This is a genomic window from Anaerotignum sp. MSJ-24, from assembly GCF_018918145.1.
Classification (GTDB): Bacteria; Bacillota; Clostridia; order Lachnospirales; family Anaerotignaceae; genus Metalachnospira.
In genome coordinates, this window is the sequence record NZ_JAHLPX010000004.1 from 48,305 (window position 1) to 73,636 (window position 25,332).

Consider the following 25,332-nt stretch of genomic DNA (forward strand, 5'->3'; position numbering starts at 1 on the left):
GAATATCCGGATTATATGTTGATATATGAAAAAATATTTAAGACATACATTATGTATATTATTAATGCTCGCTGTTTTGACAGGTCTGTTTACGGGATGTACTTCTTCGGATAATGTTGAACAGCAGCCATATGTAAGCGAAGACTGCTGCGAGATTTATTATATTGATAATATTACGCAGATGCTTAAAGCCGAAAATGTCATTATGGACTCCGAAAAACAGAATGAACAGGTACTGAGCCTGTTTAAAAAGCTGTCGGGTATTGCAAAAACAGAAGAAAGAAGCGGCGTTGTTCCAAGAGGACTTGAAATAAACAGTATTTATATTGATAACGGAACATTAACAATAGATTTTAATGCTGTGTACAATTCAATGACGTCAGGAGAAGAGCTTGCGTTCAGGGCGGCAGCTGTGTATACGTTCACATCGTTGGATTTTGTGGATTATCTTCTCATAACGGTTGACGGAAGTGAGCTTAAAACGGCAAAGGGAATGCTTATGGGCAAGCTCGGAAGAGAAGATGTAATTATGAACGGTGATATTTCCGCCGAACCTACAAATTATGAAATACTTACTCTGTATTTTGAAAATTCCGAAGGCTCGGCATTAAGCACTGAAATAAGAGAAGTTCAGGTAAACCCGAATCTTCCTGTGGAAAGGTATATTGTTGAACAGGTAATTGCCGGACCTGAGGACGAAAGTCTAAGAAGTACAGTGCCTTATGATACAAAAATAAGGGACATAAGTACTGCCGATGGTGTATGCTATGTGGATTTAAGTGTTGAATTTGTTAATAAACAGCTTGGGTTGGAAAAAGATGCACTTGCGGCTGTGTACAGTATTGTTAATTCACTCTGCGAAATAGAAGATGTTACAAAGGTTCAATTTTTGATTGAAGGCGAAAAGCTTGACAGTTATAGGAATGTTATAGATTTAAGTAAGCCGGTTGAACCGAACTATGATATACAGTTTTGATTTTAAGGCGGAGATTTTATGAAACGTCCGTTTTTATGGTTCCTTGTCGGAATTATATCGGGAATAGTTTTTGGCAGGTATGTCGATTGTACCTGCCTTAAGCTGTTCCTGTTTTTTGTTGTATATAAGTTGTTGGCATTTGCTTTGTTTAAAAAATTCGGTAACAAAGAAATGCTTGCAATTCCCATAATTGCGGTAATCGGAGCGGTTATGTGCACAAATGCCATGAATATGGACAAAAATATTGTAAAGCTTACGGATACCGACAGACAAATGCTTTACGGAACGGTTATAAGTACGGATATATCACAAAACGGAAGAACAGTAATTAATACTGACGTTGACTATATTTCCGATATGAAAAGCTCTGTGAGTAAAAGTGCCAAAATTAAAATATACTGCAATGAGGCCAAAGATAAATTTCAGCCGGGAGATGTCATAAAGGCGAACGGAAAAATTCTTCCCTATTCAGAGCTGACAAATCCGTATCAGTTGAATTACAGGTTTTGTATGTTTTCAAATGGATATGTGTCGTCATTCTGGGCTTATGATACAGAAAAAATAGGTTGTACAAACGGAATTATCTATACCGCCGAAAGAACAAGAGATAAAATAAACAGATTTTTCGATGAAACAATGCCGGAAAGAGAGGCGTCCGTTGCAAAGGCACTTGTTACCGGCTATAAATCCGATATACCGTCGGAAACAAGAGATACATATATAAGGCTCGGCATAAGCCATGTGCTTGCGGTTTCCGGACTGCACGTTTCTATTGCGGCACTTGCAGTTATTTATTTTATGACTAAGGTTCTTAAGCTGAATAAAAGAATTGCGGTTATACCCGCAGCATTTGTGCTTATAGTGTATTTGTTTATATCAGGTTTTTCGCCGTCGGCGATAAGAGCGGTAATCATGTCGGTTACGTCATATGTCGGAATATTCCTTTATCGTGAACGTGAAATGATAAATACATCTGCCTTTGCGGCTTTTATAATGTTGTTGATAAATCCGCTTTATCTGTGGAATACTTCGTTCCAGTTATCGTTTACAGGCGTTGCGGCGGTTATAACGGCGGCAAGGCTTACGGAGAAAAACAAGGAGCTGAATAAGGTCGGAAAATCAATATTGTTTTCTGTTATTGCGTGGATAATAACATCTCCGGCAGTAATGTACTTTTTCGGCGGAGTTTCACTTATCTCGGTTATTTCCAACATTCTGCTTGTTCCGATAATAAGCGCCTTGACGGTTGTACTTATGCTTGCCGGAGCATTGTCACTGCTTTTAAGATTTCCGGCAGAACTGCTCAGCATTGTTGCAAGGAGCGTCCTTACGGTTTATAATAACCTGGCAGAAAAATTATCCGGCTTTGATATTGTTTATCTGAATACGGCTAAACCGTCGTTTTTGGCTGTTGTCGTTATTTACATATTTATTTTCGGAATACTGTTAAACCAAAAGCATAAGAAACGGCAGTTAATGTTTTGCATTGCAGGAATAATATGCGCTTTGGTATATGTAAGCACATATATAAATATGCCTGCCGAGGCTGTGTTTTTTGATGCCGGACAGGGTGATGCCTCGCTGATAAATATTCCGGGAAGGTTGGTTGCCGTTGTTGACGGAGGCCCGTTAAACGCTACGGAAATTGTGGATTATCTTGAGGCAAAAGGAGAAAAGGCTGATTTGGTTTTCGTTTCGCATATGGACAGCGACCACCTGAACGGAGTGCTTAGGCTTATTGAAACAGACATGGCGGAATGTGCGGTGATTTCCGATGTAAGCCACGAAAATAAGGAAAATTACGATAAATTTATAAAAGCGGCATTTAAACATAATGTTAAAATAATAAAAATGTCGGAAGGCGACAGCATAAAGGTCGGAGATAATTGTGTGTTTAACTGTCTTTATCCTCCCGAAAATTATGACGGAGAGGAAAACGAAGGCTCACTTGTTATCAGCTTTGATTATTACGGAACAAAAATATTGTTTACGGGAGATATTAGCAGTGCATCAGAAAAGGAAATTGTTGAGGACGGAAAGAATATATCCTGTGATATAATAAAAATACCTCATCACGGTTCTAAATACTCTTCTTCGGAAATATTTATTGAAAAAACAAATGCCGGGTATGCGGTTATTGAGGCAGAAAAGAATAATCAATACGGCTTTCCGACACAGGAGGTTATGGACAGGCTTGAAGAAAACAATATTGAAAGCTATGTAACCGGCTTGGACGGAGCTGTTACGGTTAAAATGGATAAAGACGGAAATTATAAAATAAAAACTTACAGAAACGGAAACTGATTATGGGACTTGAAATAGACAATGATTTAAAAAACGGTTTGAAAAGCTGTTATCTTTTATACGGAGAGGATTCCGTAAGAAGAAAAATATATGAGGACAGAATAAAGAAAAAGCTTGTTGACGAGGCTTCCGAGCTTATGAATGTTTCGGTGTTTAATGACGCCAAAACAACAGCCGGACAGATAATAGAGGCTGCGGAAACATTTCCGTTTTTGAGTGACAGAAGAGTTGTTATAGTAAGAGAATGCGGCTTTTTTACCGAAAACAAAAAAACGGAAAGCGATATACTTGCCGAATATATGGCGTCTGTGCCGGATTATGTATGTATAGTTTTTTCGGAAATAAAGACAGACAAGAGATTTAAACTTTATAAGGCAATATCGAAAAAAGGCCTTTGCGAGGAGATAAAGCCCTTTGACGAAAAGGATATTGTCGATATAGTCGGAAGAAAGCTGACAAAAAATAAGCTCAAAATATCAAAGGCTTTATGTGTGCAGATGGTACGAAACGCAGGTGCTAATTTTGAGCTTTTAAGCTCGGATACCGATAAGCTCATAGCTTATATGGGTGACAGACAGGAGGTTACGGCAGAGGATATAAATGCCGTATGCACAAAGACACTTGAGGTTAAGGTTTTCGACATGATAAACGCCATGATTGACGGCAGAACGGAAAAGGCATTGGAGATATACAGAAACCTTTTGATATATAACGAACCTGTACAGAGAGTTTTTGCACTCATCAGAAGGCAGTTCGAAATAATACTTAACAGTAAAAGTATGTCGGAAAGCGGACTTCCCAATGCCGATATTGCAAAAAGGCTCGGAGTTATGCCATTTGCTGTTACGTCGGCATTAAGACAGGCGAATAAATTCAGCTATCCTATGCTTGTTAAGGCGCTTAATTCCTGTATTGATGTGGATTACAATGCACGAAGCGGAGGAACAAAGCTGGAAATAGAGATAGAAAGGCTCATAATAACAAGAGCAGGTACAATGTGATATTTAAAAGTCTTTGTTTCATATAATGTAACAGATTATATTTTGGAGCACTGCCCTATGAACAGAGAATTTAAAAAGCTTTGCGGAGCGATATTAACGGCCTTTGCCATGGGAATGCTTATAGCCAAGTTTTTTCCGTGGTGGGGCTTTATAGCCGCAGTGGTTCTTGCGGCTGTAGGAATATACCTAATATCTGATAGTTGCTGAAAAGAAAAATGGGTATGAAAAAGGCCATTTCAATAAGTATCGTTTGAAATGACCTAAATGTGCTTTATATTCAAAGACTGCGTTTTAGATAGCACGTGTAACTTTGCCGGAACGAAGGCATCTTGTACAGATGTAGATTGATCTAACTGTTCCGTTGTCGTTGATTTTAACCTTTTTTACGTTGGGTTTCCATGTTCTGTTAGCACGTCTGCTGACCTGGCTACGATTGATACTGATTCTGTGACCAGTACGCATACCCTTTTCACAAATTTCACACTTTGCCATTTATTACACCTCCTAAGTTACTATTGCGTGACATAACATCAGTATATTATCAGAAAACGGTTTGTTTTGCAAGAAGTTTTGATGCTTTTAATAAAATTTTTTTAATTTTGTACATTTATTAAGGGTAATATACAAAAATTAATTTTAATTTTATAATATTAGTGGTATAATAAAAAAGATTATATGAATATGGGAGGTAATAACATGTCAGCTAAACTTGAAAATCAATACGGCACCATCAATATTGAAAACGAAGTTATCGCAAGAATTGCCGGTCTTACAGCTATTGACTGCTACGGAATTGTCGGTATGGCGGCAAAAAATGTAAAAGATGATATTTTCCAGCTGCTTAAGGTTGAAAGCCTGACAAAGGGCATTAAGATCAGTGTTCAAGAAGACAGAATAGTTATAGATATGCACATTATCGTTGAATATGGCACAAACATAACGGCCATTGCTGAAAATACAATAAGTACAGTAAAATATAAAGTTGAAACTGTCTGCGGCATAAACGTAGAACAGGTTAACGTATTCGTCGAGGGTGTACGTGTCGACGGATGATCTAAGGAGGACTACCAGTGGTAACAAGTATTAATGGTTTATTGCTTAAAAGAATGATTATTTCGGGTGCAAACAGCCTTAATTCACAGAAGGATAAGGTTGACGCCCTTAATGTATTCCCCGTTCCTGACGGAGATACAGGTACAAATATGTCCCTTACAGTTCTTGCGGCTGCCAGAGAGGTTGAAAAAAGCCAATCTCTTAAAATCGGTGATGTTGCAAAGCTTGCCTCAAACGGTTCATTAAGAGGCGCAAGAGGAAACTCCGGAGTTATTTCTTCTCAGCTTATAAGAGGCTTTTCTAAGGAGCTTGACGGTGTTGAAGAGGCAGATACGGTTCTTCTTGCTAAGGCCTGTGTTAAAGCGGTTGAAACGGCTTATAAGGCTGTTATGAAACCGAAAGAAGGAACAATTCTTACAGTAGCAAGAATCATGAGCGAAAGTGCAATGAAGAACTGCTATAAAATAAGCAATGTTGTTGAATTTATGCAGGCAGTTCTTAAGGACGGACATGAAATTCTTCTTCAGACAAAGGAGATGCTTCCTGTCCTTAAACAGGCAGACGTTGTTGATGCCGGCGGTGTCGGACTTCTTATTTTCCTTGAAGGAGCAATGGCTGTTATTGAAAGCAATGAAGAGGTTAAGGTTGAAGAAAATACAGCCTCTGCCGCTAAAAAAGAATTTTCCGCACTTGCATCTGTTGACAATGAAAGCATTACATTCGGATATTGTACAGAGTTCTTTGTAAATGTTGATCATCCGGCTGATTCGATTGTAAACGGACTTAAAAACTATCTCAGCTCAATCGGCGATAGCCTTGTTGTTGTTGCAGATGATGAAATAATAAAGGTTCATGTGCATACAGATCATCCAGGTATGGCTATTGAAAAGGCACTTACAATCGGAAGTCTTTCAGGTCTTAAGATAGACAATATGCGTGAACAGCATACAAGCAAAATAGATTTCAAAGCAGAAGGAAAGGCAGAAAACAAACCTGAGCCTGTAAAAGAGCATAAGGCAACAGGATTCATTTCTGTATGCGTAGGCTCCGGTCTTGTGGATATATTCAAGGATCTTGGCGTTGACGAAATAATCGAAGGCGGCCAGACAATGAATCCCAGTACAGAGGATATTCTTAACGCTGTTAATAAAATTGATGCAGATAATATAATTATTATGCCTAATAACAAGAATATTATCCTTGCGGCAGAACAGGCAAAGGCAATGGCAGAAGGCAAAAAAGTATTTGTAGTTCCTACAAAGTCCGTTCCCGAAGCAATTTCGGCTATGCTCTGCTATAATCCCGAAGATGCGATTGAGGACGTTGTTGAAAACATGACATCTGCTATCGAAAGCGTTAAGACAGCAACCGTAACATATGCTGTAAGAGATACAAAGCTTGGCGATAAGGAAATAGCAACAGGAGATATTCTCGGTATGCTTAACGGCGATATTGCGGTTGTAGGCAAAGAGCTTCAGCAGACAACAAAAGACCTTATCGAAAAGGCTGCTGACGAAGACAGCGAGATAATAAGCATTTATTATGGCTGTGACGTAAACAAAGAGCAGGCAGACGAAATTGAAGCATTTATAAACGAGAAATTCCCTGACTGTGAGGTTGAGGTTCACTGCGGAAACCAGCAGCTTTACTATTACATCATTTCTGTTGAATAAAACGGAAATAAAACAAAGAACATATAAATAAAGGTGCACCCGGATGAAAAAACTTGAATTCTGAAATGCTGAAAAGTACGGCTGCTGTGTCAATTCACCTTGACAGCCTAAGTCAAAGAATGACTGCGGGAAGCTTTCTTGTATACGCAGACTTTCCGCTATTTCATTTTTTATGTTTTCTCATTGGGATACACCTAAAACCGCCGGGCAAATTTCAGCTTTGGCGGTTTTTAATTGGGGTGTGTATATGAGGCTTGAAGATCCTATAAGTACAGTAAAAGGCATAGGTGCGGAAAGAGAAAAGAGATTCAAAAAGCTTGGGATAGAAACGGCAGAGGATTTGCTTAATTATTATCCGAGAGATTATGAGGACAGAACAAAGGCTGTCCTTATTTCCGAGCTTAAAGAAGACGAAAACTCTGTTATACTGGCTGCGTCTAAAGAAACGGCAAAAACAGCATATGTCAGAGGCATGGCAATTACACAGGTAAGAGTTTATGATGCAAGCGGAAGTATAACTGTCGTCTGGTACAATCAGCCCTATGCAAAAAATATAATAAAGCCCGACATTATGTATGCAATTATAGGAAAGCTTACGGTCAAAAACGGCAGAAAGCAGATTATATCGCCCGATGTGGAAAAAATTCCTGACGATGAGGAATGGAAGGGCAGTATAGAACCCATATATCCGTTGTCGGCAGGTTTAAGCCAGAAGGTATTCCGCAAAACGATAAAGACGGTGCTTGATGAAACAGAGGCATATATAAAGGACTATCTTCCGATGGATATAAGAAAAAAATATAAGCTTGCCGGAAGACAGTTTTCCATAAAAAATATACATGAGCCGGAAAGCATGGAAAACTACGCAATAGCGAGAAAAAGGCTTGTATTTGAAGAATTTTTTATGCTCCAGATGATGCTTTTGAGAATGAAAAGCGTGAGCGACGGAAAAATAACCGGAGCAAAAATGAAAAAGGTTGACATGAAACCGTTTTTCGGACAGCTAACCTTTTCCTTTACCGATGTACAGAATAAGGTTTTTAACGAAATAAGAAAGGATATGTCCTCCGGAAAGGTTATGAACAGGCTTGTTCAAGGAGATGTCGGCAGCGGAAAAACCGCAGTTGCCATGGCGGCGGCATATACGGCGGTCAAAAACGGATTTCAGGTGGTTATGATGGCACCGACAGAGGTGCTTGCGGCACAGCATCTGGAAAGCTTTAAGGCTGTATTTGAGCCGCTTGGGATAAATACGGTTCTGCTTACAGGTGGACAAAAGGCAAAGGAAAAAAGAGAGGTTCTCGAAAAAATAAAAAACGGTGAGGCTGATATTGTTATCGGAACTCATGCACTCATACAGGACAGCGTTGAATATAAAAAAATAGGACTGGTAATAACCGATGAACAGCACCGTTTCGGAGTAAGACAAAGACAGATACTTTCGGACAAAGGAGATAATCCGCATATACTCGTTATGACGGCAACGCCCATACCGAGAACGCTTGCATTGATACTTTACGGAGATCTGGATATATCGATAATTGATTCACTTCCGCCTGGAAGAAAAGAGATAAGCACCTATGCGGTAAATACATCATACAGAACGAGAATATATAATTTTATTAATAAGGAAATAGAAAAGGGCAGACAGGCATATATAATATGTCCTATGGTTGAGGAAAATGAAAAAATAGAAGCAGAATCGGTTATGGAATATACCGATAAGCTTTATGATACGGTGCTTGCGGACAGGAGAATAAAATATGTTCATGGAAAAATGAAATCGGTCGAAAAGGACGAAATACTTAAATCTTTTTCGGAAGGAAGCATAGACATACTTGTGTCCACAACGGTAATAGAGGTAGGCATAAATGTTCCCAATGCAACGGTAATGCTTGTGGAAAATGCGGAAAGATTCGGCCTTGCACAGCTTCATCAGCTTAGAGGACGAGTTGGAAGAGGCAGTGAAAGCTCCTACTGCATACTTGTTACAGACGGAAAAAGCGAGGTCACGAAGGAGCGAATGAAGGTAATGAAGTCCACAACCGATGGCTTTAAAATATCCGAAACGGATTTAAAGCTGAGAGGTCCGGGAGAATTTTTCGGAGTAAGACAGCACGGACTGCCAAGTCTTAAAATAGCGAATATGTATACCGACCTTAGCATTCTGCGGTATGCACAGGACGCCGCCGTCGAGCTTATAAAAAATGACAGACTTCTTGAAAAAGAGGAAAATATTGACCTTGGAAGAGAGCTTGACAGATATGTTACAATAAGCAATATCGGTATCTGATTTTGACGTTTATAAGCAAAATATGCAATATAATTAAATTTTTATTGTTTTTTCAATATAAGTTTGATATACTCATTGTAGTTTATTCTGAGCTATCTGTATTATATGCAGAAATGCGGAGGTTTTGATATGAGGGTTATAGCCGGAAAAGCAAGACGTCTTCAGTTAAAAACCATTGAAGGCATGGAAACAAGGCCGACAACCGACAGAGTTAAGGAAACTCTTTTTAATATGCTTAATCCCGATTTATACGACTGCTGTTTTCTTGATTTGTTCAGCGGTTCAGGGGCAATAGGAATTGAAGCATTGAGCAGAGGTGCGTCCAAAGCGGTTTTTGTGGATAAATCGAAGGCGTGTACCGATGTTATAAAAGCAAACCTTAAGTTTACAAGGCTTGAGGAAGATGCAGAGGTAATAACAGGCGGTGTTTTGGAAACAATAGCGGCTCTCGGAAACAGAAACGAGAGATTTGATATTATTTTTATGGATCCGCCCTATGCCGGAGGTTTTTATGAGCCTGTTTTAAAGGAGATACTTAATGCCGGAATACTTTCCGAAGAAGGATATGTTGTTGCCGAATCGGCAAACGATTTTGATTTTCCGAAGGTAGCCGGATTTAAAATAAATAAAGAAAGAAAATGCGGCCCTGCCGTAATGACTTTTTTATTTTTGGGGGAAGAATGATGTTAAAAGCAATATATCCGGGGAGCTTTGATCCGATAACAAACGGACATGTGGATATAATAAAAAGAGCCTCGGCTATGGTGGATGTTCTCGTGGTTGGTGTCTGCGGAAATCCCAATAAACATTCTCTTTTAACTCCCGATGAGCGTGTGGAGCTTATCAAAGAGGTTACAAAAGAGATTGATAATGTACAGGTAATGAGAGTTGAAGGAATGATGGGCGAATTTGCCGTTGAGATAGGTGCAAAGCTTATTGTGCGTGGAGTTCGTGACATCAATGACTTTACAAACGAATTTCAGAGAGCAATAATCAATAAACAGCTTACGGGAGATGTCGAAACAATCTTCTTGGCTGCAAGTCCTGAAAATATAACTTTAAGTTCAAGCAGCGTTAAAGAAATACTGGCTTTTAACGGCAAACTGGATATGTTTGTTCCGGCTGTTGTTGAGGCTAAGCTTAGAGAAAAGACTGGAAGAGAGGGATAAGAATGGATGATACAGTATTAAAGCTTTTAGATGAGCTTGAGCAGGCGGTAGACGAAGGTCGTTCTTCACCTTTTTCAAATAAGGTTCAGGTTGATAAGGACGAAATTTTTGAGATAATTGATGAAATCAAAATGAAGCTCCCTAACGAAATCAAGCAGTCAAAATGGATTATTGAAGAAAGAAACAAAATTCTTGTTGATGCCCAGAAGGAAGCTGACGAAATGCTCAAGGAGGCGGAAGTCCGTCTTGGCAAGCTTGTTGAAGAGCACGCCGTAACAAAGAAGGCTTATGAACAGGCTGAAAAAATAATGACAGAAACAAAGAACAGTGCAAAGGAAATGCGTCTTGGTGCCATTGAATATGCCGATGACATTATGGGAACAGCAGAACAGCGCTTAAGAGAAATGCAGGAAACAATCGAAAAGGAATTTCAGGCAATGCTTGAGTTCTACAAAGAAAACATCAATGTTATCTTTGAAAACAGACAGGAACTTAAAGGAATAAAGAAAGACTGATAACTGATTTACATAAAATGGGATAGCTGTGCTATCCCATTTTTGTGTGCCTAAAAGCTTTGTTTGTTATTAACAGAAGAACACATAATGCTGTGGATAAAGCCCATGAATGAACAACAGGCGTTGGAGAAGATATTGTTGATACTGCTATGATTTCTTTTGCAAAGAAAACGTCGTATAAAGCCTGTGCGGTTATAAAGGCTGTTACCGCCGACAATGCTTTGCAGAATATATATTTCGGTATGCTCAACACATCATAGGCAACCGCTGCCGTCTGTAAATGTACGGATATTCCGCCCCATGAAAGAATGCAGGCAATCATTGAATATTTAAGCTTATTACCGTAATTAAGCACCGATATAAGCTTTACACCTCTTGTAAATTCGAATATTCCGCTGATAAAGGCTTTGGATATATCGGATTTAAGAGGCAGAAGGCTGAATACCGATTCGGATATAACGGAGAAAAATATCATACAGCTGCCGACCGTCAGTATAGTGCCTATTGCAGAGGATATTGCGGAATTGAAGCTTGTATGCGATAAGGCAGTCTTTGGTGCAATAACCTTTATGTTATCCTGTGGAAAAAGCAGATTATGTATAAAGCCTGTTAATAAAGCCGAAAAGACTGTGATCGATATAAAAAATACAGCCGCCTGTCTGTCTTTCAGCATAGATGAAGATACGGCGGAAATTATAAAAACAATGCCGCAGTTGTTGCAGAAAGATAAAAGCTGTTGTGCGGTTGATTTTGATATTTGTTTTCTGCGGTAAAGCTCTGCTGTTATTTTTGCACCCAGGGGATAGCCGGAAAGCAGACCGATAACAAATACAAGCATAAGCGATGAAGGAATGCCGAAAAGTTTTATACATATCTTATCGGCGATATTGTCGGTAATGCTTATATTAAAATCAAGCCATGAGGATATAATCATAAAAGGAAACAGCGATGGAATAACCGTATTGAACCACAGCATAAGTGTGTTGTATGCGGAAATAGTTATTCTGTCGGTAAAAAGAATTATATTTGCAATTATAAAAAATGAAACTATAAGCTTAAATATATTTTTCTTCAATAAAACACAAATCCCTGCGAATGCCTTTATTTAAGAATATGAGCATACACAGGGATTTTTTACATATCTTTTTCGACTATCAGCGGCATAGTGTAATCAAGGCCGAGCTTTCCGTTATTCGGTGCAAAATATATGTTTGTAGCCTTTTTCTCCAATTCCAGAAGCTTTTTCTGACTGTCGGAGAGCTTTTTTTCATCCTTGTTTATGTTCATTATCACAGGAACGGAGGCGTTCTGCGTAAGGCTTTTCACAAGCGGAAGTGCAGACTGTCTGAATCCGAGAACCCTTATATACGGCTCGAAATCTACCGGAGAAAACATATTTTCATGCTCCTTTGTTATTCCGAGTATTATGTGGAAAAGTGTTCTCATAAGCCTTGTATAGGTATAACGCTTTGTTTTAAGAGCTGTGCATATGTCACTTATTTTGTCGTACTCTCCGACTGTTTTGAGTATACGGTTTTCAAGACCTTCAGAAATGCTACTTATCTGCTTCAACTCTTCTGCCGAATAATATCTGAGAGCATAATTCAGATAAGGAGAAAAATTGTCGGCAAAAACAGAATTACAGCCTTGATATAATCTGAAACAGTTTTCCGGTACTGTGCTTTTCACAAGAGCAATCTGCTTTGTGTATAATGCCTTTCTTACGGCTGTTGCCGATGCTATATTTCCGCTTATTTCTTCCGAATTAAATTCCGAGGTTGTGCGGTGGACTATGACCGGCTCAATAGTGCTCGAAAAAAGCTGTAATGCCTTCATATATTCAACGGCAAGTATATTGTTTGGCTGTGAAAGAATACAGCCGGATATGCCGTTTTCCACAAGCGAAAGTGCTCTTGCGGCAGGAAAGGATAATCCGTCCGAAAGATGTGTCTTTAAAGAATTTCGATATTCCTCCGGCTGTCGGCAGAGAATATCGGCTGTTGCTTTCAGTGCCGTAATATCATCTGTTTCCGCTCCGAAGGCAAGACAATCGGCAATGCCGGATTCTTCTGCTATTTTTACCGCACCGGAGGCAAAACCTTCGGCTGATGAGGTTGAGTAAACAACAGGCAGTTCGATTACCATATCCGCACCACAGGAAAGAGCAGCCCTTGTACGGCACCATTTATCGAATACGGCACAATCGCCTCTCTGCACAAAGGACGAGCTCATAATAGCGATTACATAATCTGCGTTTGTCAGCTCTCTTGCTTTTTCTATATGAAATTTGTGTCCGTTGTGGAACGGATTATATTCTGCGATTATTGCTGTCGTTTTCATCGGTATCTTTCCTATCAATTTATTGTATAGTGCCTATTATAACCGTATTCAGGTATATTTTGCAATTGCTGTGGAAATTTTATGTATAGGACTGTAAAATCCGGTTGTATGGAGACAGAAAATAACAGGTTTGATATGTTATGTATTCATAAAAATACCGTCTATAACTATTATAGTAAAATTTTATGAGATTTTTTAAAATATTATGGATTTTTTATATAGAATATTTTCCGCTTAGGATATATAATAAAAATTGTATAATTATGAGAGCGGTATATATACCGTTAATTATTTTATTTCTAAATTTTTAGGAGGTTTTTTTGCAATGGATTTTTTAACAAGCATAAAAGAAAGAGCAAAGAAAAATAAAAAAACAATCGTTCTTCCCGAAGCATATGAAAGAAGAACTCTTGATGCAGCAGACATGATCCTCAAAGAGGACGTCGCTGACCTCATCCTTATCGGCAACAAGGACAAAATCCTTGAAGCAGGAAAGGGCTGCAATCTTGATGGTGCTACAATTATAGATCCCGAAAACTATGAAAGAATGGACGAAGTTGTTGCTGCATTCTGCGAAGCAAGAAAGAGCAAAGGACTTACTCCCGAAGAAGCATTAAAGACTGTTAAAGCAGACTATACATATTTTGGTGTACTCCTTGTTAAAATCGGTGTTGCAGACGGTATGGTTTCAGGTGCTATCCACTCAACAGCAGATACATTAAGACCTGCACTCCAGATTCTTAAGACAGCTCCCGGAACAGAGCTCGTTTCATCATTCTTCGTAATGTGCTGCAAAGACAACACATACGGAAACGACGGCGTACTTCTTTTCGCTGACTGCGCTCTTAACCAGAATCCTAATCCCGAAGAGCTTGCATCTATCGCAACTGCATCAGCAGCAAGCTTTGAAGCATTCGTTGGCGGAAAAGCAAGAGTTGCTATGCTCAGCCATTCAACAAAGGGTTCAGCTAAACATGCTGACGTAACAAAGGTTGTTGAGGCAACAAGAATCGCAAAAGAAAAACATCCCGAAATTATGCTTGACGGCGAGCTTCAGCTTGACGCAGCTCTCGTTAAGGAAGTTGGCGAGCTTAAGGCTCCTACAAGCGATGTAGCAGGTAAGGCAAACGTACTTATCTTCCCTGACATCGACGCAGGAAACATCGGATACAAGCTTGTACAGAGATTTGCCGGAGCACAGGCTTTCGGACCTATCCTTCAGGGCCTTGCAGCACCTGTAAACGACCTTTCAAGAGGCTGCAACGCAGAGGATATCGTAGCTTGCGTAGCTCTTACATCATTCCAGGCAACAATTATCTGATTGAAAAAGTTAACTAATAAACATATAAGATAAGGAGAAAATAAACATGAAAATTCTTGTATTAAACTGCGGAAGTTCATCACTTAAATATCAGCTTATCGATAGCGAAACAGAAGAATTACTTGCAAAAGGTCTTTGCGAAAGAATCGGTATCGACGGCGTTCTTAAGCATGAAGCAACAGGAAAGGATAAATATGTATCAAACGATCCCCTTCCCGATCACGCAACTGCTGTAAAGGCTGTTATGGACGCACTTGTTGACGCTGACCACGGCGTTATCAAATCAACAATGGAAATTGGCGCAGTTGGACATCGTGTTGTACATGGTGGAGAATACTTCGCAAAATCAGTTATCATCAATGAAGAAGTTAAAGATGCAATCAAGAAATGCTTCGACCTTGCACCTCTTCACAACCCTGCAAACCTTATCGGTATCGAAGCTTGCGAAAAGCTTATGCCCGGTGTTCCTCAGGTAGCAGTATTCGATACAGCTTTCCATCAGACAATGCCTGAAAAAGCTTATCTCTATGCTCTTCCTTACGAATACTATGAAAAATACAAAATCCGTAAATATGGCTTCCACGGAACAAGCCACAGATTTGTTTCACAGGAATGTGCTAACCTTATGGGCAAACCCATCGAAGAGCTTAAGATTGTTACATGCCACCTCGGAAACGGTGCAAGTATCTGTGCTGTAAGAAAAGGTATCTCAGTAGACACATCAATGGGCTTCACACCTCTTGACGGTCTTGCAATGGGTACAAGAAGCGGTAGCGTTGACCCTGCTGTTGTTCTTTACATCATGAACAAGGAAAACCTTACAACAGCTCAGATGGACCACATCCTTAACAAGGAATCAGGCGTTCTCGGTGTATCAGGCGTATCAAGCGACTTCCGTGACATCGAAGAAGCAGAGGGCGAAGGAAACGAAAGAGCTACATCAGCACTTGACCTTTTCGCTTACAGAGTTGCAAAGACAATCGGCGAATATGTAACAGCTATGAAGGGCGTTGACGCTATTGTATTCACAGCAGGTCTTGGTGAAAACTCAGCTACAATGCGTCAGGTTATCTGCGATTACCTCAGATACCTCGGAATTGAGCTTGACTCATACAACAACAGCCAGAGAGGCAAGGCTATTGAAATTACAACAAGACAGTCAAGAGTTCAGGTATTTGTAATCCCTACAAATGAAGAGCTTGTTATCGCAAGAGATACAAAAGAGCTTGTTGAAGCTGCAAAATAATCTTATCAAATAATTGATTTTTCCTTCTGCCTCATGTTTACGCATGGGGCAGAATAATTAATAAAAAATAAGATTGACAAATATAAATGTTATTAGTATAATAATTTGAGTGTGGCTAACAGGAGTGATTAAATATGATTATTAATATTTCTGCTGTTTCGGGCAGACGTGAGGCCAGCTTTGATTTTCAGCTTAACGAAAAGCTTGGCGATGAAGTCTTAGGTGCCGATGGAGCGGTTTTTACAACACCTGTCAGTCTTGAAGGAGAAGTAATAAAGGAACAGGATATTTACTATGTCGAAGGAACTGGTTCCGTTGGCATATGTATGCCCTGCAGCAGGTGTTTAGAGCCTGTTGAACTATCCGTGGACTTCAAACTAAATGAAAAATTCGGCAATAATGCCGGTGATGACGAAGAGATAGAAACTTTTTCGGGAGATTCCATAGACCTTAGTTCAGCTGTTATGAGAAACATATTGGCGGTTATGCCTATGAAAGTTGTATGCAGCGATGACTGCAAGGGTCTTTGCCCTGTTTGCGGACAGAATCTCAATGTGAAGGATTGCGGCTGTGATACGACATATGTTGATCCAAGGTTTGAAAGTTTACGTTCTCTTCTCAAATTCGATGAGGAGGTGTAAAAGAAATGGCAGTACCCAAAGGAAGAGTCTCAAAATCTAAAAAAGGTAAAAGAAAAGCATCTACATGGAAGATTGCAACACCTACATTAGTAGCGTGCAGCAAGTGTGGAGAACTTATGGTGCCTCACCATGTATGTAAGGCATGTGGTTCATACAACAAAAAGGTTGTTACACCTGTAGACTAAGCATAAACCTTAAGGCAGCTGCATGTTAGCTGCCTTATTTATTTATTACCGTATTGATAAAGAGGTGGATATGTTGGAAAGAAATATTACTGTTGCAGTTGACGCCATGGGCGGAGATAATGCACCCTATGAAATAGTTAAAGGCGTTGCGGAGGCTGTTAAGCTCTATCCTGTAAAGGTTCTTCTTGTAGGACAGGAAGAAGTTGTAAAAAAAGAGCTTGCGGCATATACATTTGATGAGGACAGCATAGAAATAGTCAACGCTGATGAAGTGATAAGCACCGAGGAAGTACCTACGGAGGCAGTCCGCAAGAAGAAAAACTCTTCATTGATGGTCGGACTTAATCTTGTTAAAGAAAATAAGGCTTCGGCTTTTATTTCAGCCGGAAGCACAGGCGCACTTTTTGTCGGCGGAACAGTAACTGTCGGAAGAATAAAAGGAATTGACAGACCGGCCCTTGCAACATGTTTACCTAATGCCAAAGGATATTCACTGCTTCTCGACAGTGGTGCAAATGTCGATTGCAAACCGCATTATCTTGAGCAGTTTGCAAAAATGGGTTCTGTTTATGCGGAAACCGTTCTCGGCATAAAAAATCCTACGGTAGGTCTTGCCAATATCGGTGTTGAAAGAGAAAAGGGAAATGCTTTGGTTAAAGAGGCTTATTCTTTGCTTGAGAATGCAGACATTAATTTTAAAGGCTATGCCGAAATGATAGATATTCCTTTCGGTGTGGTTGACGTAGTTGTATGCGACGGCTTTGTCGGAAATACTATTCTTAAGACAACCGAAGGCGTATGCAAGAGCCTTTTCGGAAGAATTAAAGGCGAAATAACAAAAGGCCCATATAAGCTTGCGGCAGCGGCACTTAAAACACCCTTCGGAAACATCAAGAATAGTCTTGATTCCGATAACGTCGGCGGTGCACCTTATGTCGGCTTAAAGTCGCTTGTTATGAAGGTACACGGAAGCTGTAAGGCTCCGGCTATAACAAATTGTATAAAGCAGAGCATAAGCTTTATTGAAAATGATACTGTTGCTAAAATCGAGAGTTTAATCCAGAAATAAAAGGAGATATTTTATGGATACATCTAAAGTTATAAGTATAATTGCTGAACAGCTCGGACTTCCGGAGGCTGATATTAACGAAAACACAGTTTTTGCCGATTTGGAAGTTGACTCATTTGATTTCTTTCAGGTGATTTCTGCACTTGAGGACGCATACGAAGTGACATTTGATACTGACGATACAGAAAAGATTAAGACAGTTAAGGACGCAATAAACTATATAAGCGAAATGACAGCGGAGTAAGATAATGAATAATACAGATTTGAGCATATTTGAAAATACAATCAACTATAAATTTAATAATATTGATTTGCTCAAAAAAGCGTTTACGCACAGCTCCTATGCCAATGAAAAGCATATTGAAAAGTATGATAATAATGAACGTATCGAATTTTTGGGCGATGCTGTTCTTGAGCTTGTTATAAGCGACTATATATATAAGCTTTTTCCGCATATGCCTGAGGGCGAACTGACAAAGCTCAGAGCCGGAACCGTATGCGAAGGAAGTCTTGCCGAAAGAGCAAGAATTATAGGCTTAAGCGAATTTCTTATGCTCGGCAGAGGCGAAGAGGCAACCGGCGGCAGAAAGAGAGATTCAATACTTGCCGATGCCTTTGAGGCTGTTATAGGTGCTATATATCTTGACGGCGGAATAGAGGCGGCAAGAAAGCACATACTCGGACAGCTTACCGATACGGTAAACAGGATAAGAGAAACATTGAACATCATTGACTGTAAAACACGTCTTCAGGAGGAAATCCAGAAGGTAAGCAAGGAACCGCTTCATTATGAAATAATAAATGAAGAAGGCCCTGACCATAATAAGGTGTTTACATCAGCCGTAAGACATGGCAAAGATGTTCTCGGAACAGGAAAAGGCAAGAGCAAAAAAGAGGCCGAACAGGCGGCGGCATTGAATGCTCTTAAAGAAATGAATATTATTAAATAAGATTAAGAAGAATGCACCACATTTCCGATTTGCAGAAATGTGGTGTTTTTTATTTGTGTACCTATTTGGTTGTTTGCCGATCAGGGAAAATGTCAAACCGATATGCTCGCATATCGGTGAAAAATGCAAGGCTGTGGATAAAGGTATAAATGCTAATGTTACAGTTATGTTACAAAATGCCAAAAACCCTTGACATTTTCCGGGGGGGGTAAAATGAACATATACTAATTGATAGATATGTGCATGTTGTACATTGTGCATAACCGTTTACCCGACAAAACGGCAGAAAACAAGGTGCTTTATGAATGTATCGGTCAATTTGTATAAGCCAATACGTACATTTAAAATTAAAGGAGGAAAAAAGATGAAAAGAAAATTGGCATTACTTATTGCAGCTGTTATGACAGTAGCAATGGTACCTGCAACAGCTTTCGCAGCAACAAAGGTTACAGTAGCTGACGAAATCCAGGTTGCAACAGATAAAATCTTTACATCAAGAGTTGAACTCAAAAGAGACAATGATGAAGTAAAACGTAATGAAGATTTTGATGTAACTGTTACACTTGTTAATGGTGAATTTGCTCGTGTTGATGACGACAGTGACAAAGATTACCAGATGCAAGTAAATGACGAAGGAAGAGTTGGCATCAAAAAGGTTGTTATCAAGGACGATGATAAAGCTGTAATTACAATCGATGCAGAAAAATATAACATGGTACAGAAAGGTAGCGCTTGCGTTATTCCTTTGATTGTTAAAGCTATCGGAGAAGGCGATGTAGTTGCAAAATTTACAAGTAACGTTGTAGAATTTAGCAAAAATGACGTTGTAATTGCAACAGCGCAGAAGGGTGATATCACTTATGAACCAGTAAAAGTTAAGACTTTTGTAGAAGATGCCGATGATGAAAAAGCAATCAACGAGATAACACTTAAAGAACTTACACCCAAAGTGTTTGAGGGCGGTTCAATCAAACTTAAGCTCAGCGGAAACTGGAAATTCACAGAAGATCAGGATGATGCAGAAGTTTCATTCCTTAACGAGAAAGGTGTTTCAGCTGAAATCAATGTCATTAAAGACAACGAAATCGAAATCGTATTCGATGGAACAGATTTCGAACCTAATATGTGCTCTGAAATGACTATTTCAAAGCTTACATTAAAACCTCTTAAGAAATGCAAGGTTGGCGATGTTGCTACAATCACAGTATCATCACTTGCTTCACCTAAGGAATTCTCAAACATTAAGCTTGAGGTTGCTAAGATGGTTAAAGAAGCTGTAACATACTCAGTTGAAGACAAAGAACTTCCTGTAATCTGGGCAGGTGCTTACAACGACGACACAAATACACTTAAGGTATCAATTGAAGAAAACACAGGCGATATTCTTAACACATCAAGAAAAGCTACATTTACATTCCCTGAAGGAATCGAAGTAGCAGATGTTGAATTCAAAGGCAACGGAAATGACGATTTTACAAGTGAAATCGACGGAAACGTTGTAACAATCAAGAACTACTCAAAGAACAACAATGAGTCAAATAAGACTGACCTTGATGTTAAATTCGTTCTTAATGCAGCACCTACATTTTCAGGTGATGTAAACGTTACACTCGGCGGACAGTTCGACGACGTAACACTTAAGGTAGCTACAGTTAAAGCCCCTTACACAATTACAGCTAAGACAAGCGAAGTACTTATTGACTACAGATATGTACCTGTAAACGATATCGTTATTACAGAAGCTGAAGAAGGTATCCTTAAAGAAGACGATCAGATCATCCTTGGCGTTGAAAAGATGGACTTCGAAGATGCTGGTAAAGCAGAAGTTACAGAAGGTGACATCGATGTTGATGTTGATATCGACGACAACTATCCTTCAGCTAACCTTTATGAAACAAGATTTGACAAAGCATTACTTACAGTAACAGTAAACGACGAGTCAACAGAGGCTTCAACAATCGTTATCAGCGGTCTTGAACTTTACCTTGACAGAACTCTTCCTGTAGGCGGATATGCTCTTCAGAACTTAGGTGGATACAGCAGACAGAATGATGGTGCTATCAACATTCTCTGGGAAAACTCTTCACCTGACAAAGATGAATATGATGATGAAGAAGCTGCAATCTTCAAGTACAAAGCAGTAACAGTAAATGACAGCTATGTTGACGTAATCACATCAGCTCGTGATCAGGATGACTCAACAACAAACAAGAAGATCATCATCACAGTTGGTGCTTCAACAATGGCAGTTGGAACAGAAACAGTTAACCTTGACGCTCCTGCATACATCAACAGCGAAAACTACACAATGCTTCCTGTAAGAGCAATCTCAGAAGCATTCGGTGCAACAGTTAACTGGGACAATGCAAGCAGAACAGTAACAGTACTCAGCGGACAGAGAATCATCTCTATGACAATCGGTTCAAGAACAATGTACATCAACGGTACACCTGTTGCTATGAACACAACAGCAGCTATCGTAAACGACAGAACATTTATCCCTGTAAGAGATCTTGCTAACTCACTTGGTATCAGTGCAATCAACTGGACAGAGGCTTCCGGCACAGTAACACTTAACTAATTGTTCTGTACAAATTAATTTAAGGTAATTAAAATTAAAGCCAATTTTAATTATATGGGACCGAGGTCTCCGGGAAACCGGAGGCCTCATTTTTTGGGGGCGTGTACGCCCTAAGGCAAAAACTAATCGTTTTTTGTTTTGTTTAAATTTGAATTAATAATTTCAATAAATTTTAAAAAATTTTTGAAATTATCAATTCTCCTCAGCGGGAATGAATCTCGCTTGCGGTTTCCTAATACCTTCCGCTTAAAAATGAACGTCTTACTAAACAATATGTCTTGCGGTGAACCGTATATAATGGTAAAGTTATATTAGATAAAACTAATTTTAAATATACTTAAAATCACCCTTGACAGAGCATAACAATGATGATAAAATATCACGCGGTATATAAGGAACGGAGGATTTTTATGGGGTATTTATTGAAAAATGCGACTGTATTTACAGATAATGAATTCAAGAAAACCGATATTTTTATAGAAGATAATATAATTGTTTCCGTTGGTGCCGGCTGTTATAATGACAGCGTTTCTTTTGATTTTAATAATTTGTTTATATTTCCCGGTTTTACAGATGTACATGTTCATCTCAGAGAGCCGGGATTTTTGTATAAAGAAACAATTAAGACCGGAACAATGGCGGCGGCACACGGCGGATATACTTCAGTCTGTGCAATGCCTAACCTTAAACCTGTTCCGGACAGCAGAGAAAATATTCTTGAAGAGGTTAAGGCAATCGAAAATGACGCTGTTATCCATGTTTATCCGTACGGAGCAATAACTGTCGGAGAACAGGGCAGGGAAATGGCTGACCTTGATGGCATGGCAGAATATGCCGTTGCTTTTTCCGACGACGGCAAAGGCGTGCAGAATGATGATATGATGCGTGCGGCAATGCTTAAGGCAAAAAGTCTCGGGAAAATGATTGTTGCGCATTGCGAAGATAATACACTGCTTAACGGCGGATATATTCATAAAGGAAAATATGCAGAGCTTCACGGACATAAGGGTATATGTTCGGAAAGCGAATGGAAACAGATTGAGCGTGACTTAAAGCTGGTTAAGGAAACAGGCTGTAAATATCATGTCTGCCATATATCCACAAAGGAAAGTGTTGAACTCATAAGACAGGCTAAAAAGGACGGACTTGATGTAACCTGTGAAACAGCACCGCATTATCTTGTGCTTGACGATATGGATATTCAAGAAGAGGGCAGATTCAAAATGAATCCTCCGCTCAGAGATAAGTCGGACAGGCTTGCGTTGATAGAAGGCATAAAGGACGGCACAATAGATGTGATAGCTACCGACCATGCACCGCATAGCAAAGAGGAAAAGTCAAAGGGGCTTAAGGACAGCCTTATGGGTGTTGTCGGAATAGAAACGGCGTTTCCGGTGCTTTATACGGAGCTTGTTGAAAAGAATATAATTTCTCTTGAAAAGCTTATGGAGCTGTTGAATATCAATGCAAGAAAAATATTCGGTATCGGCTCTGAAATAAAGGTCGGAGAAAAAGCCGATATTACGGTGTTTGACCTTAATGCTGAGTATAAAATAAATCCCGATGAATTTCTCTCAATGGGAAAAAGCACACCCTTTGAAGGAAAATCGGTAAAGGGAAAATGCGTTATGACTATGGTTGGCGGAAAAATAGTATGGAAAGCATGAGAATGGTGATTTTATGAAACAGAGTATTTTTGAAGTAAAAGCAAATACAAAAATAGCCGAAAATACCTATAAAATGGTTCTCGGTGGCGATTGCTCCGGAATAACGGCATCAGGACAGTTTGTAAATATAAAGCTTGACGGATTTTTCTTAAGACGTCCCATATCTGTATGTGATTATGATGATAACGAGCTTACACTCATATATAAGGTAGTCGGAAAAGGAACGGAATATATGGCAGAACTTGGTGCAGGAGAAAAGCTTGATATACTTACCGGACTCGGAAACGGCTATGACCTTTCCAAAAGTGGAAATGAGCCTGTGCTTATCGGCGGAGGTGCAGGAGTTCCGCCCATGTATAATCTTTGCAGAAAGCTTGTTGCGGAAGGCAAAAAGCCGCAGGTTATACTTGGCTTTAATAAAGAAAACGAATTGTTCTTTGAAAACGAATTTAAGGCTCTCGGTGCAGAGGTAACGGTAACAACGGCAGACGGAAGCTACGGAATGAAGGGCTTCGTTACAGACGCACTTAAAAACATGAAATATACCTATATATATTCGTGCGGCCCAGAACCTATGCTTAAGGCAATATATAATACAGCCGAAACAAGCGGACAGCTCAGCTTTGAGGAAAGAATGGGCTGTGGATTCGGTGCCTGCATGGGTTGCAGCTGTGCAACAAAATACGGAAATAAGAGAATTTGTAAGGACGGCCCTGTTCTTGAAATGGAGGAGATAATATGGTAAACACAAAGGTTACATTAAGCGGACTTGAGCTTGACAATCCGGTTATCCCTGCCAGCGGAACATTCGGCTTCGGTTATGAATTCGCAGAGCTTTATGACATAAACATACTCGGAAGTTTTTCGTTCAAGGGAACAACAAAAGAACCGAGATTCGGAAATCCTACACCGAGAATTGCAGAGTGTCCCATGGGAATGATTAATTCGGTAGGACTTCAAAATCCGGGTATTGATAAGGTAATATCCGAGGAGCTTCCTAAGCTTAAAAAATGCTTCAATAAAAAAGTAATTGCAAATATAAGCGGCTTTTCCGTTGATGAATATTCCTACTGTGCAGAAAGAATTGATAAGGAAGAACAGGTCGGAATAATCGAGATAAACGTAAGCTGTCCAAATGTGCATAACGGCGGTATGGCTTTCGGAACATCTGCTGAAAATGTGGCAAAGGTAACAAAAGCAGTTAAGGAAGTAACAACAAAGCCTGTTTATATAAAATTAAGCCCTAATGTAACGGATATTGTGTCCATTGCAAAGGCCTGTGAAGAAAACGGTGCCGATGGTATTAGCATGATAAATACACTTCTCGGCATGAGAATAGATTTAAAGACCAAAAAGCCTGTTATTGCAAACAAAATGGGCGGCTTTTCAGGAACAGCAATACTTCCGGTTGCACTCAGAATGGTTTATCAGGTTTATGAGGCTGTTAATATTCCTATTATAGGTATGGGTGGCGTTTCGACGGCAGAGGATGTAATAGAAATGATGCTTGCCGGAGCAACAGCTGTACAGGTCGGTGCGGCAAATCTTGTTGAGCCGTTCGCCTGCAAAAATATAATTGAAAACTTACCAAAGGTAATGGAAAAATACAAAATAGATGATTTGAAAAGCATTATAGGAGGTGCTCACTGATGGGAAAAGACGTAATAATTGCCTGTGACTTTAATTCGGCAGAGGAAACATTCGCATTCCTTGACAAATTTACAGGAAAGAAACCCTTTGTAAAAATCGGAATGGAGCTGTTTTATGCAGAAGGCCCACAGATTGTAAGAGAGATAAAGAAAAGAGGACATAAGATATTCCTCGATTTAAAGCTTCACGACATTCCCAACACTGTTATGAAGGCAATGAAGGTGCTTTCTTCTCTGGATATAGATATGGTAAATATCCATGCGGCAGGCACAATAGCAATGATGGAGGCGGCTCTTACGGGCCTTACAAGAGAGGACGGCACAAGACCTCTTCTTATCGCCGTAACACAGCTTACATCAACAAGCGAGGACAGAATGCAGAGTGAGCTTCTTATAAACAGCAGTCTTGAAAAGACGGTTATGCACTATGCTGAAAACGCAAAGAAGGCAGGCCTTGACGGAGTTGTATGCTCACCTATGGAGTCCGAGGCTGTTCATAATGTATGCGGTAAGGATTTTGTTACGGTAACACCCGGAATCCGTTTTGCGGACAGTGCAAAGGACGACCAGATAAGAATAACAACACCGGCAAAGGCAAAGGAAATCGGCTCGGATTATATTGTTGTCGGAAGACCGATAACACAGGCAGATGATCCGGTTAAGGCTTATGAAAGATGCGTTGAAGAGTTTGTAGGATAA

General features: G+C 39.7%; 25 protein-coding genes. 22 read left to right on the forward strand and 3 right to left on the reverse strand.

Annotated features, from left to right (window positions below; translation table 11 throughout):
• Window positions 1-25: 25 nt before the first annotated feature.
• Genes KQI66_RS03415 through KQI66_RS03430 form a run of 4 tightly spaced genes read left to right on the forward strand, consistent with a single transcriptional unit; the run spans window position 26 to window position 4,488 of the window.
• Window positions 26-976: a GerMN domain-containing protein gene (locus KQI66_RS03415; protein ID WP_216427277.1), complete on the forward strand. Its 951-nt coding sequence runs from the start codon at window positions 26-28 to the stop codon at window positions 974-976.
• Window positions 977-994: 18 nt separating this feature from the next.
• Window positions 995-3,280 carry a DNA internalization-related competence protein ComEC/Rec2 gene (locus KQI66_RS03420; protein WP_216427278.1) on the forward strand — a complete coding sequence of 762 codons (2,286 nt, stop codon included), beginning with the start codon at window positions 995-997 and terminating at the stop codon, window positions 3,278-3,280.
• A gap of 2 nt (window positions 3,281-3,282) precedes the next feature.
• Window positions 3,283-4,281: a DNA polymerase III subunit delta gene (holA, locus tag KQI66_RS03425; RefSeq protein WP_216427279.1), complete on the forward strand. Its 999-nt coding sequence runs from the start codon at window positions 3,283-3,285 to the stop codon at window positions 4,279-4,281.
• 57 nt (window positions 4,282-4,338) lie between these two features.
• Window positions 4,339-4,488, forward strand: coding sequence for a hypothetical protein (locus KQI66_RS03430; RefSeq protein ID WP_216427280.1), 150 nt, complete (start codon window positions 4,339-4,341; stop codon window positions 4,486-4,488).
• An 84-nt stretch (window positions 4,489-4,572) separates the two neighbouring features.
• Here the strand turns inward: KQI66_RS03430 and KQI66_RS03435 are convergent, their stop codons facing one another.
• Window positions 4,573-4,773, reverse strand: a complete 201-nt coding sequence (locus KQI66_RS03435; protein WP_216427281.1) for a large ribosomal subunit protein bL28 — start codon at window positions 4,771-4,773, stop codon at window positions 4,573-4,575.
• A 204-nt stretch (window positions 4,774-4,977) separates the two neighbouring features.
• Here KQI66_RS03435 and KQI66_RS03440 point away from each other — a divergent pair, with 204 nt between their 5' ends.
• The 6 genes from KQI66_RS03440 (at window position 4,978) to KQI66_RS03465 (ending at window position 10,984) form a co-directional block, all read left to right on the forward strand.
• The gene (locus tag KQI66_RS03440) at window positions 4,978-5,334 is read left to right on the forward strand and encodes an Asp23/Gls24 family envelope stress response protein (protein WP_216427282.1); all 357 of its coding nucleotides are present in this window, start codon (window positions 4,978-4,980) and stop codon (window positions 5,332-5,334) included.
• Window positions 5,335-5,351: 17 nt separating this feature from the next.
• On the forward strand, window positions 5,352-7,007 hold the full coding sequence (locus tag KQI66_RS03445; protein WP_330654991.1) for a DAK2 domain-containing protein: 1,656 nt from the start codon (window positions 5,352-5,354) through the stop codon (window positions 7,005-7,007).
• A gap of 247 nt (window positions 7,008-7,254) precedes the next feature.
• Window positions 7,255-9,300: an ATP-dependent DNA helicase RecG gene (gene recG / locus KQI66_RS03450; protein ID WP_216427283.1), complete on the forward strand. Its 2,046-nt coding sequence runs from the start codon at window positions 7,255-7,257 to the stop codon at window positions 9,298-9,300.
• A gap of 129 nt (window positions 9,301-9,429) precedes the next feature.
• Window positions 9,430-9,984, forward strand: coding sequence for a 16S rRNA (guanine(966)-N(2))-methyltransferase RsmD (rsmD, locus tag KQI66_RS03455; RefSeq protein ID WP_216427284.1), 555 nt, complete (start codon window positions 9,430-9,432; stop codon window positions 9,982-9,984).
• On the forward strand, window positions 9,981-10,469 hold the full coding sequence (gene coaD / locus KQI66_RS03460) for a pantetheine-phosphate adenylyltransferase (protein ID WP_253287651.1): 489 nt from the start codon (window positions 9,981-9,983) through the stop codon (window positions 10,467-10,469). Before rsmD ends, coaD begins: the two co-directional genes overlap by 4 nt.
• A gap of 2 nt (window positions 10,470-10,471) precedes the next feature.
• Complete coding sequence (locus tag KQI66_RS03465; RefSeq protein WP_216427285.1) at window positions 10,472-10,984, forward strand: ATPase; 513 nt, start codon at window positions 10,472-10,474, stop codon at window positions 10,982-10,984.
• Between the two features lie 31 nt (window positions 10,985-11,015).
• On the opposite strand, the gene KQI66_RS03470 is transcribed toward KQI66_RS03465, so the two are convergent.
• Together KQI66_RS03470 and KQI66_RS03475 are read right to left on the reverse strand one after the other, a co-directional pair.
• Entirely contained in the window at window positions 11,016-12,059 is a 1,044-nt protein-coding gene (locus KQI66_RS03470; protein WP_216427286.1) for a hypothetical protein, read from the reverse strand.
• 59 nt (window positions 12,060-12,118) lie between these two features.
• Window positions 12,119-13,324, reverse strand: coding sequence for a nucleotidyltransferase (locus KQI66_RS03475; RefSeq protein WP_216427287.1), 1,206 nt, complete (start codon window positions 13,322-13,324; stop codon window positions 12,119-12,121).
• 325 nt (window positions 13,325-13,649) lie between these two features.
• Here KQI66_RS03475 and pta point away from each other — a divergent pair, with 325 nt between their 5' ends.
• From pta to pyrF, 12 genes are all read left to right on the forward strand, one after another.
• Window positions 13,650-14,645 (forward strand): phosphate acetyltransferase, encoded by a 996-nt coding sequence (gene pta, locus KQI66_RS03480; RefSeq protein ID WP_216427288.1) that lies wholly within the window; start codon window positions 13,650-13,652, stop codon window positions 14,643-14,645.
• A 46-nt stretch (window positions 14,646-14,691) separates the two neighbouring features.
• Window positions 14,692-15,891 (forward strand): acetate/propionate family kinase, encoded by a 1,200-nt coding sequence (locus KQI66_RS03485; protein WP_216427289.1) that lies wholly within the window; start codon window positions 14,692-14,694, stop codon window positions 15,889-15,891.
• Window positions 15,892-16,025: 134 nt separating this feature from the next.
• On the forward strand, window positions 16,026-16,532 hold the full coding sequence (locus KQI66_RS03490) for a YceD family protein (protein WP_216427290.1): 507 nt from the start codon (window positions 16,026-16,028) through the stop codon (window positions 16,530-16,532).
• Window positions 16,533-16,537: 5 nt separating this feature from the next.
• Window positions 16,538-16,717, forward strand: coding sequence for a 50S ribosomal protein L32 (rpmF, locus tag KQI66_RS03495; protein ID WP_216427291.1), 180 nt, complete (start codon window positions 16,538-16,540; stop codon window positions 16,715-16,717).
• A gap of 22 nt (window positions 16,718-16,739) precedes the next feature.
• On the forward strand, window positions 16,740-17,786 hold the full coding sequence (gene plsX / locus KQI66_RS03500; RefSeq protein ID WP_253287652.1) for a phosphate acyltransferase PlsX: 1,047 nt from the start codon (window positions 16,740-16,742) through the stop codon (window positions 17,784-17,786).
• Window positions 17,787-17,799: 13 nt separating this feature from the next.
• Complete coding sequence (locus KQI66_RS03505) at window positions 17,800-18,030, forward strand: acyl carrier protein (RefSeq protein WP_216427292.1); 231 nt, start codon at window positions 17,800-17,802, stop codon at window positions 18,028-18,030.
• Between the two features lie 4 nt (window positions 18,031-18,034).
• Window positions 18,035-18,736 (forward strand): ribonuclease III, encoded by a 702-nt coding sequence (gene rnc, locus KQI66_RS03510; protein ID WP_216427293.1) that lies wholly within the window; start codon window positions 18,035-18,037, stop codon window positions 18,734-18,736.
• A gap of 364 nt (window positions 18,737-19,100) precedes the next feature.
• Window positions 19,101-21,317 carry a copper amine oxidase N-terminal domain-containing protein gene (locus tag KQI66_RS03515; protein WP_216427294.1) on the forward strand — a complete coding sequence of 739 codons (2,217 nt, stop codon included), beginning with the start codon at window positions 19,101-19,103 and terminating at the stop codon, window positions 21,315-21,317.
• Between the two features lie 410 nt (window positions 21,318-21,727).
• Window positions 21,728-22,984 (forward strand): dihydroorotase, encoded by a 1,257-nt coding sequence (locus KQI66_RS03520; RefSeq protein WP_216427295.1) that lies wholly within the window; start codon window positions 21,728-21,730, stop codon window positions 22,982-22,984.
• A 13-nt stretch (window positions 22,985-22,997) separates the two neighbouring features.
• On the forward strand, window positions 22,998-23,729 hold the full coding sequence (locus KQI66_RS03525; protein WP_216427296.1) for a dihydroorotate dehydrogenase electron transfer subunit: 732 nt from the start codon (window positions 22,998-23,000) through the stop codon (window positions 23,727-23,729).
• Entirely contained in the window at window positions 23,723-24,634 is a 912-nt protein-coding gene (locus KQI66_RS03530; RefSeq protein ID WP_216427297.1) for a dihydroorotate dehydrogenase, read from the forward strand. Before KQI66_RS03525 ends, KQI66_RS03530 begins: the two co-directional genes overlap by 7 nt.
• Window positions 24,634-25,332 (forward strand): orotidine-5'-phosphate decarboxylase, encoded by a 699-nt coding sequence (gene pyrF, locus KQI66_RS03535; RefSeq protein ID WP_216427298.1) that lies wholly within the window; start codon window positions 24,634-24,636, stop codon window positions 25,330-25,332. Before KQI66_RS03530 ends, pyrF begins: the two co-directional genes overlap by 1 nt.

Bases quoted from the DNA above. Each gene is read 5' to 3' on its own strand.
- KQI66_RS03415 (WP_216427277.1), top strand. From the start codon at position 26: ATGAAAAAATATTTAAGACATACATTATGTATATTATTAATGCTCGCT.
- KQI66_RS03420 (WP_216427278.1), top strand. From the start codon at position 995: ATGAAACGTCCGTTTTTATGGTTCCTTGTCGGAATTATATCGGGAATA.
- holA (WP_216427279.1), top strand. From the start codon at position 3,283: ATGGGACTTGAAATAGACAATGATTTAAAAAACGGTTTGAAAAGCTGT.
- KQI66_RS03430 (WP_216427280.1), top strand. From the start codon at position 4,339: ATGAACAGAGAATTTAAAAAGCTTTGCGGAGCGATATTAACGGCCTTT.
- KQI66_RS03435 (WP_216427281.1), bottom strand. From the start codon at position 4,773: ATGGCAAAGTGTGAAATTTGTGAAAAGGGTATGCGTACTGGTCACAGA.
- KQI66_RS03440 (WP_216427282.1), top strand. From the start codon at position 4,978: ATGTCAGCTAAACTTGAAAATCAATACGGCACCATCAATATTGAAAAC.
- recG (WP_216427283.1), top strand. From the start codon at position 7,255: ATGAGGCTTGAAGATCCTATAAGTACAGTAAAAGGCATAGGTGCGGAA.
- rsmD (WP_216427284.1), top strand. From the start codon at position 9,430: ATGAGGGTTATAGCCGGAAAAGCAAGACGTCTTCAGTTAAAAACCATT.
- coaD (WP_253287651.1), top strand. From the start codon at position 9,981: ATGATGTTAAAAGCAATATATCCGGGGAGCTTTGATCCGATAACAAAC.
- KQI66_RS03465 (WP_216427285.1), top strand. From the start codon at position 10,472: ATGGATGATACAGTATTAAAGCTTTTAGATGAGCTTGAGCAGGCGGTA.
- KQI66_RS03475 (WP_216427287.1), bottom strand. From the start codon at position 13,324: ATGAAAACGACAGCAATAATCGCAGAATATAATCCGTTCCACAACGGA.
- pta (WP_216427288.1), top strand. From the start codon at position 13,650: ATGGATTTTTTAACAAGCATAAAAGAAAGAGCAAAGAAAAATAAAAAA.
- KQI66_RS03485 (WP_216427289.1), top strand. From the start codon at position 14,692: ATGAAAATTCTTGTATTAAACTGCGGAAGTTCATCACTTAAATATCAG.
- KQI66_RS03490 (WP_216427290.1), top strand. From the start codon at position 16,026: ATGATTATTAATATTTCTGCTGTTTCGGGCAGACGTGAGGCCAGCTTT.
- rpmF (WP_216427291.1), top strand. From the start codon at position 16,538: ATGGCAGTACCCAAAGGAAGAGTCTCAAAATCTAAAAAAGGTAAAAGA.
- plsX (WP_253287652.1), top strand. From the start codon at position 16,740: ATGTTAGCTGCCTTATTTATTTATTACCGTATTGATAAAGAGGTGGAT.
- KQI66_RS03505 (WP_216427292.1), top strand. From the start codon at position 17,800: ATGGATACATCTAAAGTTATAAGTATAATTGCTGAACAGCTCGGACTT.
- rnc (WP_216427293.1), top strand. From the start codon at position 18,035: ATGAATAATACAGATTTGAGCATATTTGAAAATACAATCAACTATAAA.
- KQI66_RS03515 (WP_216427294.1), top strand. From the start codon at position 19,101: ATGAAAAGAAAATTGGCATTACTTATTGCAGCTGTTATGACAGTAGCA.
- KQI66_RS03520 (WP_216427295.1), top strand. From the start codon at position 21,728: ATGGGGTATTTATTGAAAAATGCGACTGTATTTACAGATAATGAATTC.
- KQI66_RS03525 (WP_216427296.1), top strand. From the start codon at position 22,998: ATGAAACAGAGTATTTTTGAAGTAAAAGCAAATACAAAAATAGCCGAA.
- KQI66_RS03530 (WP_216427297.1), top strand. From the start codon at position 23,723: ATGGTAAACACAAAGGTTACATTAAGCGGACTTGAGCTTGACAATCCG.
- pyrF (WP_216427298.1), top strand. From the start codon at position 24,634: ATGGGAAAAGACGTAATAATTGCCTGTGACTTTAATTCGGCAGAGGAA.